The following is a 14,850-nucleotide window of genomic DNA, read 5'->3' on the forward strand; positions in this document are numbered from 1 at the left end:
CGTTCTATAATAAAAAAATTCGTTATTTTTTCACTTGTCTTGTTGTCTCACGCTTGATCAATCGCACGGGAATCGTCTTCTTGACCGGCAAGCAATTCGGATTTAGAATACTTTCGATCGCCAATAATCCTGCTTGTTGACCGATTTTTTCTTTATCTTGAGCGATTGTCGTTAAAGCTGGTTCCATATATTTAGCGATCTCGATATCGTCGAATCCCACGACCGATATATCTTCCGGAACACTTAAACCATACTCTTTGATTGCTTGGATCGCCCCAATCGCCATTTGATCCCCAGACACAAACACCGCGGTTGGAGGCTCACTTAGGCGAAGCAATTTCATCATGGCCATTCGACCACCATCCGCTGAGTAATAACCACCATTCATGATGTACTCCTCTGGTGTGTTCAAACCATGTGCACTGATCGCATCGTTGAAGCCTCTCATTCTTTCTACACCAATAAATCCAGTACTTTCTCCGTGTATATGCGCAATTTTTTGATGCCCTAATGCAACTAAATGATCAACTGCCATTAGTGCACCATGATAGTTATCGCTATATACAGAATTAAAATCATTTACTTCCATATCGATAAAGACACATGGGATACCCAGCTCACGATAGATTTTCAGATCAGATTGATCCGAATCGGTACTGAAGACAACAATACCATCGACACCCCTGCGAATCAGCTGGTTCGTGTAGCTTTCTTCCCCTTTGATACTTCTGGATACAAATAATAAGTCATAATTATGCATATCAACAAATTTCCGGAAACCTTCAATTACTGGTCCAAAAAACGGATGAGCCATACCAACACCTAAATTTTCTGAGAACACCACTCCAATCATATTTGATTTTTTGGTTGCCAACGTGCGCGCAGACGAGTTCGGAACGTAATCCAAGGTCTCGATAGCTTCCAAAACCTTTTTTCTGGCTCGACTACTCACATTGGTGCTGTTGTTCAGCACTTTCGAAACAGTTGAAATTGAGTAAGCTGCTTCTTTTGCAACATCATAAATCGTAGCCATATGTATTCTTCTCCCTCGCTGCTTTCATTAGTAAAGCGTTTTACTAATTTAAATATACCCATCTTAGGGATAATTGTCAATAACTTTTAAATATAAACATTGATTTGACAACCTTGTTAACGTTTACTATTATAAAGAAGAATCATTAGTCTTAAAAAAAGAATTAAAAGGGGTGTAAAGGGCTTTATGTCAGAATCAGAAAATTCGTTAATTCATACTTTAATGCTTGGAATGCAGAGGTTATCTTCCCTTGTCTATTTAAATTTATTGTGGTTGCTAGGTGTACTAGCTGGAGGCATTATTCTCGGTATCGGCCCTGCAACCCTGAGTCTCTGTGCTGTTCTAAGAGAGCAAATATGGAATCAGCGAGATATTGAAGTAAGTTCGTTCTTCTTCAAGGAATATAAACGCGTTTGGAAAGAAAGCAACCGATTTATCTTTTTATTTTATGGCATTTATCTATTTTTATGGATCGATTTCTGGGCAATCATACGCTTTGCGCCCTCCATTTTCATTGTATTTGCATTTTTCACGGTTCTTATTTTTCTGGTAACTTGTTATTATTTTTTATTTTACGAAGTACTTAATAGACCATTCTGGACAAAACTTAAGAATAGTCTATTGCTCCCATGGCTATTCCCCGCACAATCGTTGGGCATAATAATTACAGCTGGCGGATTTTTACTGTTGCTTAATCAGTTTCCAGTTGTGTCTGTTCTTTTTTCCGTAAGTGCACCTTTTTCAGTTTTTTTCTATATGCTGCGAAAGAAATACTGGCGGAATTTCCGTAGTATAACCTAACAAAAGACAACACGTTAGTTCTATTTATCCCTGTTCACTTCTCAAAAGATTAGCGCATAAAAAATGACTTTCATATTAAACTAATATGAAAGTCATTTTTTTGATCCTTATTAATTTTAATAGGTTGCCGATTATTACTAGCTAATGCAATATGATCGTGTATCATAGTACATTTATTGCAGCTATTCCACCTTATTACAACTTCAATGTCTTTAATATAGTTTGAAATTCTTCATCTGTTATTTCACCACGAGCGTAACGTGATTTTGCAATTTCTTCAGCTTCAGTAACTGTAGAATTCCTTGTATTTAATGCTGAAACTGTCGTTTGTTGTTTCTTTTTTTTAAAAACGAGGTATAGTGCAACGACAATAAGCGCAACTATAAGCACTGTCAGTAGAGGAGAACCATTTGCCATCTTATCAAACGAATTAAATCCTCGCTGCATGCTATTATATCCACCCTTTCCAAAGTAACCCATATATCCTCCGTTCATCATCCTAACGTCTCCATTCTATAACTATTTGATCGAAGTCAGTTTTACAATATTGCTTTTAGTTTGTCATATTCTTCAGTAGAAATCTGACCCGATGCATATCTATAATCGATCACTTTTTTTATTTCATCTGTATTATTGTTGCTCTCTTTTTGACTATTGGCAGCTGATTTTTGTGCTTCATCTTTTTTGTATAGATAGAAACCGATAGCCAAAATTAGGAATAAACCCATTTCTAGTTTCCTCCAATCATACTATTTTAAAATTTCTGTACTAACAGGCCAATTACTCTGACCAACTCAGAATTTTTAATACATGTTGCCCATTCCTCTAAAATTACTACTTTGAGATGAACCACCAGTTCCATGCATTTCCTTGTACCATTCATTTGATTCTTGGTTATCTAGATCAGGATGCGTTTCACTCATATGTGATTTCATTCGTCCAAAATTCACATTGCCTTCTTCCATGAATTTTTCCATATCATCGAAGTTTACGTTGCCCTCTTCCATGAATTTTTCCATATCATCGAAGTTTACATTATCCTCTTCTATGTCAGATTCTACTTCCGCGTCAACAGGTGATAATTCACTATCAGTCATCCACTTATGATTTTGAACCAGTTCGCTGCCATCTGTTGGTTGGTAATCTATTACATAAACGGTCGTATCCTCTACCGCTTCAATCGTTGCGGTTGCACCTTCCATGCCAGGCATATGATCGGCTTCCAAAATGACTTCAGTTCCAACTTCAAATGATTCTTCTCCTGCATCTGCAATTTCTTCCTGTACGACCCATTTATGATCATTTACCGGTTCTCCACCATCCGTAGGGGAATAGCTTACGGAATATGCATGAGTAGCAAAAGCACCCACTACTTCTGCTTGGGCTCCCATCATTCCAGGCATATGGCCTTCCGTGATGGTGACCTCTTCACCAGGACCGTATGTTGGATCCATTGCTGGTTCTATATTTGTGGGTATGATGTCGGAATTATATAAATTAGTGTAGTTACGGACAGCTGAACCTTTATGGCGAGCAGCGCTTCCTGTTTTGTTAGAAGCATATTCACTGATATGCTGACCTTGATGTCTCATTTGTTGTGTGTGGTTAGTTGTATCCACTCCTGCTTCTCTTTGAACATTAGTATAAGCGGAAAGCGTAGTGAGCGAAACAAAGGAAAGTATTCCGACTCCAATTATTTTTTTATTCATTTTTATTTACACCCTTTCTTGATTCTTCCAGTATGACTAAGGCTTAGGCTAAGTTAGTAGAGATGATTCGTTTTTTAGTTACTCTTGTCTTATGGCGCTTTTCGAATCGTAGATCTATCCGCTGAAAAAAACAGCACCTACTATTTCCAAAACTGGCCATCCCTCAGCCTCTATCAATCTGTACTATCAAGATAACGTATTATTGTGTAGAGAATATGGAGAAAGCACTTCAAATAGAATTGAAGCTAAAAAAACAGCTTTTCTTTTTAAAGTTATTTCAGATTAAAAATAACTCGTTTGTCATTTAATTCACTTTTCACACCCTCAATTCAATTGGTTGTATGCTATAATTTCTACAATCAGACTTCTGAAAAAAGAAAATAGAGGGCTATCCCTATAGGAAATTTAGACTTAAAAAAGGAGTGGAGTTTTTAATGGGTGCCGTATTCACACAAGCCATCAGCTTTTTATTGATTATTCTAGTAGGCTATTTATTTAAATTTTTTGGCTTATTAGAAACAAAGGATGGACATACCGTTTCAAAAATCATTCTCAATTTAACTTTGCCTGCCACTATCATTATTGGATTCAATACAATTGAGATCAACAGTACTTTGATCATCCTGATGTCGTTAGGTTTATTGGCAAATTTTTTACTGATCACTATCGGCGGATTCCTCTGGCGGAAAAAGAGTTCAGCTGATCAAGCTCTGATGATGTTTAGTCAAGCAGGTTACAATATTGGGAATTTCACTATTCCTTTTGTACAAGGCTTCTTCCCTCAAGCTATTCCTTTTATCGGAAGCTTTGATACCGGAAACGCGTTAATGATCTTTGGCGGTACTCCTCTTCTAGCAGATAAAATGACTGGTCAAAAGCGTGGAACACGTGGCGTAAAAGACGTTATTTTCAGTTTATTCCGTTCTCCATCTTTTTCTACTTACATTGCCATGATTATTTTGGCACTCGTAAATATAACGATTCCAGAAAGTGTTCTTGGTGTAGTTGAGCTTTTTGCTAGCGGAAATGCTTTTCTATCGATGTTTATGATCGGCCTTTACTTAGAACTCGCCATTTCTCGAGTAGATTTAGTAAAAGTAGCCAAACTTCTTTTTACTCGTTACGCTTTAGGTATTTCACTTGCCCTGATCTTTTATTTCTTATTGCCTTTACCAAAAATCGTTCGGTTATCTTTGGTTCTGGTGGCCCTTGCACCCGTTGGTACGGTTTCTACTATCAACATGGTCGCTTATGGAAATAAAACCTCACTTTCAGGCTTTTTATCTTCTATCAGCATCATTATTTCATTGCTTTTAATGACAACAGCTTTAATTTTTATGGGTCTATAATTTGGGGTGTGGATGAAGAAATTCATTCACACCTATTTTTAGACAAAAAAACAGTATGAGACAAATCACTCACACTGCTTCACTATTATTTGATCGTTTTTCTGTTTGATTTAAGGACTAAATCATGAATGAAACAGTTGATTCACAAAAGGCAGCATCATTCTCCATACTTGGATATAGTCATTTTATAATATACCTGAATAATTCATACTTTTTTTGAAATGCTCTGGAAAAACTGTTCTAGCGCTAGTTTAAGCTGGATTTCTCAACACCCTTTGGGTGTGCAAAAAAAACCCCAATCTGTTATGGTTAAATCACCTAAACGTAACCAAAGAAAGGGGTTCTCTCTATGGCAATTTTACATGAAAATCGGTTACTTTTCAATTCAAACATTTCGGTATCACATTCTGGTGGTAATTTATCCTCAGATTCCGGGTTAATATTAGTTAAGGAGTTTATGCACACCATTAATTTTTCTAATATTTTAAAACAAAACCTCATCATTAATGATAATCGACTTTATCATAAACATACTAATCAGGCGATAATTGAACAAATTATTTTTCAATTGATTGGTGGCTATCAAACAGATTCTTCGGCTGACATTTTATCAAAAGATCCCATTTTCCAGAGCCTATTAGCTAAAGAACAACTTGCTTCACAACCGTCTATTTCTCGCTTTTGGGATCGGTTAAATCAAGAAAATATTTTCCAATTGCAAGAAGTCAATCAAATCCTGCTTGATAAAGTACGGACTGCACGTAATACAACTGAGATGATTTTTGATTTAGACTCAACTCATTCGGATACCTTCGGGAATCAAGAAAATTCGAATTATAACGCTCATTACCAAACGAATGGCTATCATCCGCTAGTTGCCTTTGAAGGCTTGACCGGTGATTTATTGAAAGCAGAACTTCGTTCTGGTAACGTGTACACATCCAATGGTGTGGCAGATTTTGTCCAACCACTTTTTGACCATTATCAAGAAACCGTACCTGTAAGTTCTATTCTAGTGCGTGCCGATAGTGGTTTTGCAACTCCTGAATTATATGAGCTATGTGAAGAACGTCGAAATTTTTATGTTATTCGATTGAAATCGAATCGCAAATTAGGCAAAATCGCTGAGCAATTTATCTCTATAGATGATCAACACGATTGGTATAGAAAAGAAGTTCACTACGCTTCTGTACTCTATCAAGCGAAGAGCTGGTCACATTCACGAAGAGTTTGTATTAAATCTACGCGTGAAGCAACAGAATTGATTGCTCGACATGAATTTATCGTAACTAATTTATCAGAAGATATTTCTGCAGAAGCGGTCTTTCAAACTTATTCTAAAAGAGGAACCATGGAAAATTATATTAAAGAGGCCAAAAATGGGTTTTATTTCGATAAAACCGACAGCCCTCGTTTCTTAGAAAATCATGCACGCATGATGGTGAGCGTACTAGCTTATAACATGGTCAATTTTATGCGTACTCTTTGTTTTACGAAAGAAACCAAAGGTTTTCAAGTATCAACCATTCGCTTGTTCTTATTTAAAGTGGCAGGTAAGCTTGTTCATTCGGGAAGGAAAACCTCTTTGAAACTCAGTTCCTCCCACGTTTATCAGAAACTCTTTCGTAAAATCTTGTGGAATATCCAGCATTTTAAATGGGAGTAGCACTCATACTCAATACAATAGTTAAAAAAAATGGCTCATTCCAAGGGGTCAGTATGCCCAAAAATCTTAATTGCCTGACAAAAAAATGAGTGCTTTGTAAATTTGAAGTAAAATCAGTAAACCAAACAAGCTACTGTCCTGAATGAAGTGAAAAACACACTAATTTTTATTTTTTGAAAAAAGTATGAATCATTCAGGATATAGTATCTAAATCAATTTTTTGCATTGCTTCCTTGCAGAAAAAATTGTGAATGCTCATAATTATAAATGGTTTTAGAAAAATCAAACGGTTCACCCGTATTCAAATAGAACAGTTCTTCTACAAATAAAGCTGGTGATTTATCAGGGAGTTGCAATTGAGCAGCTAATTCGGTGTTGATTTTCCCAACTTTTAGATATTTATCAGAGTAACCAATATTGATATTTAATGCATTTTGCAAGTATTCAAAAATAGAATCATTTAAGATCTCCTTATTTAGATAAGGGACAATTTCTTTTTTATAATAAGATTCTTCAACACATAGCGTTTGTCCATTAATATAGCGAATTCTTTTGGCCCAATACACTTCTTCATTAGCTGAACAGTTTAAATTATTCATAATTTCTTCATTAGGATAAATAATTTCTAAGTTTAGAATAGTAGAAGTCAAATTAAATTCTTCTAAATCATGTGTAAATCCTTGGTTCTCCATGAAATTAATGTAGCCTTTTCTTTTTCTTTTTCTAACAAAAATCCCACTTCCTTGAACTTGAAAAATAATACCTCGATTTTCTAAAACAGCTAAAGACTTTACGATCGTACTCTTACTCACCTGATACTGCGTAATCAGTTCTCCCAAACTAGGCAGTCGGCTTCCTTGTTCTAAATTTTCAAAATGAATCTTCTTTTCGATTTTTAAAGCTATCTCTTGGTATTTAAGCATAGTTATCTCCATATCCTTCTATAGTTTTATTCCTATTATAACTATACTATGCATCCATGTATAGTTTTTTTGTTTGTGCATTGACAAATTGTGCACGTACAATTACAATGTTAGTGTACAAGGTAGTGATTGAAGCCATAAACTAAGGAGTGAAAATATGACAAGCAAAGTGAGAGATTACGAAAGGTTATCAAAAGAAATTCTGAAAGCGGTTAACGGGAAAGAAAATATTGCCGGAGCAACTAGATGCGCTACACGGTTGCGTCTTGTATTGAAGAAGACACCTGAGAATGCTAAAGCTATTATTGCAGAAATGCCTGGTGTGATCACCGTAGTAGAAAATAGTGGTCAGTTTCAAATAGTTATCGGTACACACGTTGGTGAGGTATATGATGCGTTTATCGATCTTGTCGGTATCGATGAAACCGAAGTTGTTGAAGCTCCTAAAACAAGTATACTAAATCGAATTATTGCCACCATGTCAGCGGTATTCGCACCTTTTATTTATATCTTAGCAGCTGCTGGTATTTTGCAAGGTATGCTTATATTAGCAAATTTAGCTTTCCCAAGTTTTTCTGCTACCGGAACTGCTCAAGTTTTTAGTTTTATTTCTTGGGCTCCATTTACCTTTTTACCAATTTTTATAGCTATTACTGCATCAAAACATTTTAAATCTAATATGTATATAGCAGTAGCTTGTTCCGCTGCGTTGGTTTCTCCTACATGGGCCGAATTAGCCGCTCAAATTGCTAATGGGACGCCTGTTTCATTTTTAACTATTCCTTTGTCTCAGACAGTCTATACATCGTCTGTTTTGCCTCCACTTTTTCTAGTTTGGTTTTTATCCTATTTTGAACACTTTATTGAAAAAAGACTGCCAGAAGTCATTAAGCCATTATTAGTTCCATTATTGAGTCTAGTCATTATGGTGCCTCTAACAATTGTTTTAATAGGACCCGCTTCATCTATGGCAGCACAAACCATTGCAAATGGTTATAATTTCCTTGCAGAGTATGCCCCTCCATTGGCTGGATTGATCATTGGTGGATTTTGGCAAGTATTAGTTATTTTCGGGGTACATTGGGGCATTACTCCAGTAATTTTAGAAAACTTTAACATCTACGGCCGGGATTCTTTTCAAGCCTTTCAAACAATTGCTGTAGTTTCACAAGTCGGCGCTGTATTAGGTGTCTTTTTAAAAACAAAAAATAAAGAACTGAAAGGGATCTCCTTTTCGGCATTTATTACAGGGATATTTGGAATTACTGAACCAGCTATTTATGGTGTGACATTACGTTTCAAAAAACCTTTTATATTCGGTTGTATTTCCGGCGCAGTTGGTGGGGTCGTAGCTAGCTTCTTTAACCCTTATTATTACGCTTACGCCGGTTTGCCTGGATTACTAACCATTGTTAATGGAATCAGCTCTGAAAATCCAAGTTCATTTATTGGGATCGTTATTGGTTCTTTGATCGCTATAATTGGACCCATCGTTTTAATTCAAATTTTTGGATTTGGTGAAAAGATTGAAGATGTTGAATCAAAAGAAACTAATCAATTTTCTCAATTAGTAAATTCTGAGATTTTCAGCCCACTTAAAGGAAAGGTCATTCCATTATCTGAAGTCGCTGATGACGTATTTGCTTCTGGTGCAATGGGAGAAGGTGTAGCTATTGACCCAACAGATAATAAAGTCTATGCTCCATTTGATGGTACTGTTGAAGTAATAGTGGATTCAAAACATGCGATCGGTTTGAAATCCGACGACGGAATAGAGCTGTTGATCCATGTTGGCTTAGATACTGTAAAAATGAACGGTCGAAACTTCGATTATTCAGTAATAGCAAATCAAAAAGTGAAGAAAGGCGATTTGTTGCTAACATTTGACATGGATGCTATTAGAGATGAAGGTTTCTCATTAATTACGCCTGTAATCATCACTAACTCTACTGAGTATAATAAAGTATCAATATCAACAAATGTAGATTCAATTATTAATGAACCGATTCTAGCATTGCATAATGCATAAAATATAACTTTAGGAGGAAATAGATATGAAAAAAGATTTTTTATGGGGCGGCGCTTTAGCAGCCCATCAATTTGAAGGCGGATGGAATGCTGGTGGAAAAGGACCCAACGTTATTGACGTTATGACAGCAGGAGCCCACGGTGTCGCTAGAGAGAACACCGGTACAATTGATCCTAATAAATATTATCCCAATCATGAAGCAATCGATTTTTACCATCGCTATAAAGAAGATATCGCATTATTTGCAGAAATGGGACTAAAATGTTTGAGAACATCTATCTCATGGACACGTATTTTTCCAAATGGCGATGAAGAAACACCTAACGAGGAAGGTTTGAAATTTTATGATGCGGTATTTGATGAGTTGTTAGCTCATGGTATCGAACCAGTAATCACGTTATCTCATTTTGAAATGCCCTTGCATCTAGCAAATCAGTACGGCGGTTTTAGAAGTAGAAAAGTAGTCGATTATTTTGTTAAATTTTCAGAAGTTTGTTTTAACCGTTATCAAGATAAAGTAAAATACTGGATGACGTTTAATGAAATCAATAATCAAATGGATACAAATAACCCGATCTTTCTTTGGACTAACTCTGGAGTGACAGTAAAACCTGGCGAGAATCCGACAGAAGTCATGTATCAAGTAGCTCATCATGAATTGCTGGCAAGTGCTAAAGCAGTGATCATCGGGAAGAAAATCAACCCCGATTTTGAAATTGGCTGTATGATCTCACATGTCCCGATTTATCCTTATTCATGTGACCCTAAAGATGTTATGGCTGCAGAAGAAGCTATGCATCAGCGCTTCTTTTTCTCAGACGTTCACGTTAGAGGCTATTACCCAAGTTATGCTCTAAAAGAATTTGAGCGTGAAGGTTATACGATCGGTATCGAAGAAGGCGATTTAGCTATCCTTAAAGAAGGGACCGTTGATTACGTTGGCTTCAGCTACTACATGTCTACAGTCGTTAAAACCGATGTAACGAATGATAATTTAGGCAATGTAGTCAATGGCGGCTTATCCAATGCAGTAACGAACCCTTATATTGAAACCAGTGATTGGGGTTGGGCTATTGATCCAGAAGGCTTACGTTACACAATGAACCGCCTTTATGACCGTTATCAATTACCCCTATTTATTGTTGAAAATGGCTTTGGAGCTGTTGATACACTTGATGAAAATGGTCAAATTCACGATCCAGAAAGAATAGACTATCTGACTAAACATATCAAAGCTATGCAAAAAGCGGTAGACTATGACGGTGTCGATCTAATGGGCTACACACCTTGGGGAATTATTGATTTAGTTTCCTTTACCACTGGGGAAATGAAAAAAAGGTACGGTATGATCTACGTCGATCGAGATAACGAAGGAAACGGATCACTGGATCGCTCTAAAAAAGATTCATTTGAATGGTACAAGAAAGTTATAGCATCAAATGGCACCGATTTATCTTGGAAACAACTTGATTCGTTCGATAAGGTAAAAAACAACTAATTATCTTTAAAGGCTCGCATACTTGCGTTAAGGAACTGTACAATTTTAGGTGTGGATGAAGAAATTCATTCACACCTATTTTTTTGTATGAAAATAGAACTAATTTAGGTTCTACACAAGCAAACCTGTTCATTCCAGAAGCAATTTCTCTTGAAAAACCAACACCGTTTGTTACACAAAAAAAAATAAGTGCCAACTTCTCTTTAAGAGAAATTGGCACTTATTTTATGCATTTTAGGTTTAGAGTGCTTCTTTTAGAGGTTGGCAAACTTCACACTTACGTTGATTTTTATTTTTAAATTTCGTAAATGATTTTTCAAAATGGTTGCCGCATGCACATTCAAATTGTAGTTTTTGCGAAAAACCATGATATTCTGTCGTTAACAATTTACTGTCTGAATTCTTTTTAACAAATTCTTGAATAGTTTCGATAGTCCAATGTTTATTCATTTTCTTACACCTCCATATTTTATTGCTAAGCGGAGGCTTGCTTGGCATCCGTTATAAGTAAAGATCTTCATTTCCTTAAGCTCTTCATTATAACATGAGTTGATACAATTAAATAGCTGAAGTATGCTTCTAACGAATTTATTTCTCTTAGTATTGGTTCTTCACATATTCAGCAGCTTGCTGACCGGCTTGGCGCCCAAACACAATGATTTCGGCAACTGAGTTCCCACCAATACGGTTATTCCCATGTAATCCTCCAGCCAACTCACCTGCAACATACAAACCTTCAATCGGTTGATTTTCTTTATTCAAAACTTCGGTTCGCGTGTTTACTTTGATACCTCCCATTGTGTAGTGGATCCCGGGAGCAATTTTTATGGCAAAATAATCTGGTTTAGTTAAGCCGTTTTCCATTGCAGTGGTACGATTAAATTCTTTGTCTCTCTTGTCAGCAACGCTTTGGTTCCATGTGACAACCGTTTTATCTAATTGACTACCTGGTATATTAAGCTTCTCTGCTAACTCTTTTAGATCCTTACCACTACTAACATACCCTTTTTTATCATAAAATTCGATTGCTTTTGCGCGGTCACGTACCCCTTGATCAAAAATCAAGTAAGCTGATTTTTCCGGTAGATCAGTAATCGCTGCAGAAACTTTATCACGCGTATCTAACTCATTAACAAACCGACTTCCCGCTTGATTTACTAGGATAGCTCCTTCGCCACGAACCACTTCGCCTATTAAGATCCCTTCATCTTGCTGAACTGTTGGATGGATTTGAATTTGTTCCATATCGATTGCTTGGCCACCCAGCTTTTCGATCATCTTGATCCCGTCACCAGTACTGCCTTTTTGATTAGTTGATATGTAGCCTTTTAACTCTGGTCTAAATTTTTCAATCATTTCTTTACTTGCCCCAAATCCTCCAGTTGCAACTATAATAGCCTTTGCTGTCAGTGTTTTAGGTTCTGCTCCACTTATTTCAACAGTTACTTGATCAACCTTGCCCTCATTTTTATTGATAGCTGTCACAGCTGCATTTACAAGAATGGGAATGTTTCGTTTGTGGACAGCTTTTAATAATCCTTTAATCAAATAACTCCCAATTGCCGAACCATCAGATGGACGATGAGTTCTTTTTTGCTTCATGCCGCCAGTTATCGTTAAATTATTTAATTTGATGCCCTTTTGATCTAGCCAATCAATAGCGGCGGCAGAGTGATCCACAAAATAACGCAGCAACGCTTTATCATTAGTCCCATGACCGCCCGCTAAAATTTCCTCGTAAAAAGCATCATTGCTATCTTCTATTCCTTCAGCCTCTTGGAATTTAGTAGTTGAAGCATTCATACCACTTGATGATTTCACCGTATTTCCTCCAGCGAAAGGCATTTTTTCTAGAATGATCGGATTTAAACCGGCATCTTTCGCTTCAATAGCTGCAGTCATCCCTGCACCACTTGCGCCAACGATGATGATATCATAATCATCTGTCAAATCACTAAAATCAGCATAAGTCTGTTCTGAAGTATTTGATCCACCTTTAGTTTCCTTGGTAGCGTCTTCCTCAGCTTTCAAATTTTTTGATCGTTTATTTTTTCCAACCACTCTGTAGGATGCCATAAAAATACCAGTACCAAATACAAGTGCACCATACCAAAAAGAATTCTTTTTCATAATTTCCTCCTTAAAAATAAACAATACAAATCATCCCTTATGACCCTTTTATTTTACCATATCATTTATAAAAAAAAATCCATGAATTTTCAATTCCACTGTATGTTACCCCTACAACACTTGTAGAGCATTTTTAGAAAAAAAGTTATACTAGTAAAATGATTTAGTACTTGCATCATTTTACTAGTACCCTTATTTTGTAAACTGGATGGCTTTCTCTCCAATATCAAAACGATAGAACGTATGCGCGATTGGATTATTGGTTAAATAATGGTAAGCCTTGTCTTTAGCTTCTTGCAGCGTTGAGCCTTGAGCTGCGACAAAAAAAATACGGCCTCCATCAGAAATGAGACAGCTTTTTCCTTGCTTCATACCCGCATGATAAATGGTGCAACCTGAACCCTCTATGTTCATCTGCGGTAACGGGATATCGGTTATTGTTTTTTCAGGATAGCCTTCAGCTGCAACAACAACACCCAGCGTGTAGCGGTCCGTGTGCAATTTGATAACAGGATCTTTCCCATTCAAGATATCATCGATCACTTGTGCCAAATCAGAATCCAGCTGGTTCAAAATGACTTGAGTTTCAGGATCACCAAAACGGGCATTAAACTCGATGACTCTCAGCCCTTTTTTTGTCATCATTAATCCAGCGTAAATGACTCCTTTGAAAGGACGTGCTTCGGCAACCATTGCATTAACAGTCGGCTTTATGACTGTTTCTAAAACTTCTTGAATCAAGGCTTCAGAAACTTGTGGTACTGGAGAATAAGCACCCATACCACCCGTATTCGGCCCTTTGTCTCCATCATAGGCCCGTTTATGATCTTGAGCAACCCCGGTATAATAATATTTCGTACCATTTACAAGAGCAAACAAAGAAAATTCTTCACCCTCAAGATATTCTTCAATAACAACTTTCGGTTTGCCCGCTGCGAATTTTCCTTTTAATAGCATATCGCTTAAAGCATTCGTTGCTTCCATCAGAGTCATTGCAACGACTACCCCTTTTCCAGCAGCTAAACCATCTGCTTTGATGACAATTGGTACGCCTTGTTCTTCCACATAAGCCAAAGCTGCATGATAGTCTTCGAATATTTCATACGCTGCAGTAGGAATAGCATATTTCTTCATCAAATCTTTTGCAAATTCTTTTGAGCACTCTAAGTCTGCTGCTTTTTTATTTGGTCCAAAGACTTTTAATCCAGCTTTATCGAAGGCATCGACCAGCCCTTCAAACAGAGCTATTTCCGGTCCAATGAAAGTCCAAGCAATTTTTTCTGATTTTGCAAAATGAATCAACGCTTGATGGTCATTCTCTGCAATATCAACCAATTGGATGCCATCTTTTTTCATTCCAATATTCCCTTTAGCACAATAAACAGTTTCAACTAATGAGCTTTCTGCAAGTTTTTTTGCGATGGCATGCTCACGGCCACCACTACCAATAACAAGAAGTTTCATCTGCGTAATCCTCCAACTTTTTTTTATTAGATTAGGATGTGTTTGAAAACTAATAACTATTCTGATTTTTGGGCTAACTGAGAAAGGTAGAGGTGATTAAAATAAATATCGAACAACAAGAGCGACTTAATGAATCATGGAGTAAAATAAAATGATCCTCTATTTTGAGGTTACTCGAACTAACGCTTGTTGCGGCTACTCAAATGAAAAATCGACTTTCAGTTACTCGAACTAGCGCTCGTTGCGGC

13 protein-coding genes are annotated in these 14,850 nt (G+C 36.8%); 5 read left to right on the top strand and 8 right to left on the bottom strand.

Annotation, left to right across the window (positions count from 1 at the left end):
- Positions 1-22: 22 nt before the first annotated feature.
- Positions 23-1,033, bottom strand: a complete 1,011-nt coding sequence (locus BR50_RS04860) for a LacI family DNA-binding transcriptional regulator (RefSeq protein ID WP_034546784.1) — start codon at positions 1,031-1,033, stop codon at positions 23-25.
- 186 nt (positions 1,034-1,219) lie between these two features.
- Here BR50_RS04860 and BR50_RS12415 point away from each other — a divergent pair, with 186 nt between their 5' ends.
- On the top strand, positions 1,220-1,834 hold the full coding sequence (locus tag BR50_RS12415; RefSeq protein WP_051905746.1) for a DUF624 domain-containing protein: 615 nt from the start codon (positions 1,220-1,222) through the stop codon (positions 1,832-1,834).
- Positions 1,835-2,029: 195 nt separating this feature from the next.
- Here BR50_RS12415 and BR50_RS04870 read toward each other — a convergent pair whose 3' ends face one another.
- The 3 genes from BR50_RS04870 to BR50_RS04880 form a co-directional block, all read right to left on the bottom strand.
- A complete protein-coding gene (locus BR50_RS04870; RefSeq protein WP_034546786.1) occupies positions 2,030-2,332 on the bottom strand; it encodes an SHOCT domain-containing protein in 303 nt (100 codons plus the stop codon).
- A 41-nt stretch (positions 2,333-2,373) separates the two neighbouring features.
- Positions 2,374-2,562, bottom strand: coding sequence for an SHOCT domain-containing protein (locus BR50_RS04875; RefSeq protein WP_034546787.1), 189 nt, complete (start codon positions 2,560-2,562; stop codon positions 2,374-2,376).
- A 75-nt stretch (positions 2,563-2,637) separates the two neighbouring features.
- Positions 2,638-3,543: a YdhK family protein gene (locus tag BR50_RS04880; RefSeq protein ID WP_051905747.1), complete on the bottom strand. Its 906-nt coding sequence runs from the start codon at positions 3,541-3,543 to the stop codon at positions 2,638-2,640.
- 434 nt (positions 3,544-3,977) lie between these two features.
- On the opposite strand from BR50_RS04880, the gene BR50_RS04885 reads away from it, so the two are divergent.
- Together BR50_RS04885 and BR50_RS04890 are read left to right on the top strand one after the other, a co-directional pair.
- Positions 3,978-4,892, top strand: a complete 915-nt coding sequence (locus BR50_RS04885; protein WP_034546788.1) for an AEC family transporter — start codon at positions 3,978-3,980, stop codon at positions 4,890-4,892.
- Positions 4,893-5,241: 349 nt separating this feature from the next.
- Positions 5,242-6,558: an IS1380 family transposase gene (locus BR50_RS04890; protein ID WP_034546789.1), complete on the top strand. Its 1,317-nt coding sequence runs from the start codon at positions 5,242-5,244 to the stop codon at positions 6,556-6,558.
- Between the two features lie 212 nt (positions 6,559-6,770).
- Here the strand turns inward: BR50_RS04890 and BR50_RS04895 are convergent, their stop codons facing one another.
- On the bottom strand, positions 6,771-7,481 hold the full coding sequence (locus tag BR50_RS04895; RefSeq protein ID WP_034546790.1) for a GntR family transcriptional regulator: 711 nt from the start codon (positions 7,479-7,481) through the stop codon (positions 6,771-6,773).
- A 157-nt stretch (positions 7,482-7,638) separates the two neighbouring features.
- On the opposite strand from BR50_RS04895, the gene BR50_RS04900 reads away from it, so the two are divergent.
- Positions 7,639-9,510, top strand: a complete 1,872-nt coding sequence (locus tag BR50_RS04900; RefSeq protein ID WP_034546791.1) for a beta-glucoside-specific PTS transporter subunit IIABC — start codon at positions 7,639-7,641, stop codon at positions 9,508-9,510.
- A gap of 25 nt (positions 9,511-9,535) precedes the next feature.
- Positions 9,536-11,008 carry a 6-phospho-beta-glucosidase gene (locus BR50_RS04905; protein ID WP_034546794.1) on the top strand — a complete coding sequence of 491 codons (1,473 nt, stop codon included), beginning with the start codon at positions 9,536-9,538 and terminating at the stop codon, positions 11,006-11,008.
- A gap of 240 nt (positions 11,009-11,248) precedes the next feature.
- Here BR50_RS04905 and BR50_RS04910 read toward each other — a convergent pair whose 3' ends face one another.
- The 3 genes from BR50_RS04910 to purD all read right to left on the bottom strand — a co-directional run bounded on the left by BR50_RS04910 (position 11,249) and on the right by purD (position 14,602).
- The gene (locus tag BR50_RS04910) at positions 11,249-11,458 is read right to left on the bottom strand and encodes a hypothetical protein (RefSeq protein WP_034546796.1); all 210 of its coding nucleotides are present in this window, start codon (positions 11,456-11,458) and stop codon (positions 11,249-11,251) included.
- 147 nt (positions 11,459-11,605) lie between these two features.
- A complete protein-coding gene (locus tag BR50_RS04915; protein ID WP_034546798.1) occupies positions 11,606-13,138 on the bottom strand; it encodes a flavocytochrome c in 1,533 nt (510 codons plus the stop codon).
- A 192-nt stretch (positions 13,139-13,330) separates the two neighbouring features.
- Positions 13,331-14,602 carry a phosphoribosylamine--glycine ligase gene (gene purD, locus BR50_RS04920; RefSeq protein WP_034546799.1) on the bottom strand — a complete coding sequence of 424 codons (1,272 nt, stop codon included), beginning with the start codon at positions 14,600-14,602 and terminating at the stop codon, positions 13,331-13,333.
- Positions 14,603-14,850: the final 248 nt, after the last annotated feature.

It is taken from the genome of Carnobacterium alterfunditum DSM 5972 (assembly GCF_000744115.1).
Classification (GTDB): domain Bacteria; phylum Bacillota; class Bacilli; order Lactobacillales; family Carnobacteriaceae; genus Carnobacterium_B; species Carnobacterium_B alterfunditum.

What these genes read in the sequence shown, in the direction of transcription:
- BR50_RS04870 (WP_034546786.1), bottom strand. Translation starts at nt 2,332, where the DNA reads ATGATGAACGGAGGATATATGGGTTACTTTGGAAAGGGTGGATATAAT.
- BR50_RS04875 (WP_034546787.1), bottom strand. Translation starts at nt 2,562, where the DNA reads ATGGGTTTATTCCTAATTTTGGCTATCGGTTTCTATCTATACAAAAAA.
- BR50_RS12415 (WP_051905746.1), top strand. Translation starts at nt 1,220, where the DNA reads ATGTCAGAATCAGAAAATTCGTTAATTCATACTTTAATGCTTGGAATG.
- BR50_RS04895 (WP_034546790.1), bottom strand. Translation starts at nt 7,481, where the DNA reads ATGCTTAAATACCAAGAGATAGCTTTAAAAATCGAAAAGAAGATTCAT.
- BR50_RS04860 (WP_034546784.1), bottom strand. Translation starts at nt 1,033, where the DNA reads ATGGCTACGATTTATGATGTTGCAAAAGAAGCAGCTTACTCAATTTCA.
- BR50_RS04880 (WP_051905747.1), bottom strand. Translation starts at nt 3,543, where the DNA reads ATGAATAAAAAAATAATTGGAGTCGGAATACTTTCCTTTGTTTCGCTC.
- purD (WP_034546799.1), bottom strand. Translation starts at nt 14,602, where the DNA reads ATGAAACTTCTTGTTATTGGTAGTGGTGGCCGTGAGCATGCCATCGCA.
- BR50_RS04910 (WP_034546796.1), bottom strand. Translation starts at nt 11,458, where the DNA reads ATGAATAAACATTGGACTATCGAAACTATTCAAGAATTTGTTAAAAAG.
- BR50_RS04915 (WP_034546798.1), bottom strand. Translation starts at nt 13,138, where the DNA reads ATGAAAAAGAATTCTTTTTGGTATGGTGCACTTGTATTTGGTACTGGT.
- BR50_RS04905 (WP_034546794.1), top strand. Translation starts at nt 9,536, where the DNA reads ATGAAAAAAGATTTTTTATGGGGCGGCGCTTTAGCAGCCCATCAATTT.
- BR50_RS04900 (WP_034546791.1), top strand. Translation starts at nt 7,639, where the DNA reads ATGACAAGCAAAGTGAGAGATTACGAAAGGTTATCAAAAGAAATTCTG.
- BR50_RS04890 (WP_034546789.1), top strand. Translation starts at nt 5,242, where the DNA reads ATGGCAATTTTACATGAAAATCGGTTACTTTTCAATTCAAACATTTCG.
- BR50_RS04885 (WP_034546788.1), top strand. Translation starts at nt 3,978, where the DNA reads ATGGGTGCCGTATTCACACAAGCCATCAGCTTTTTATTGATTATTCTA.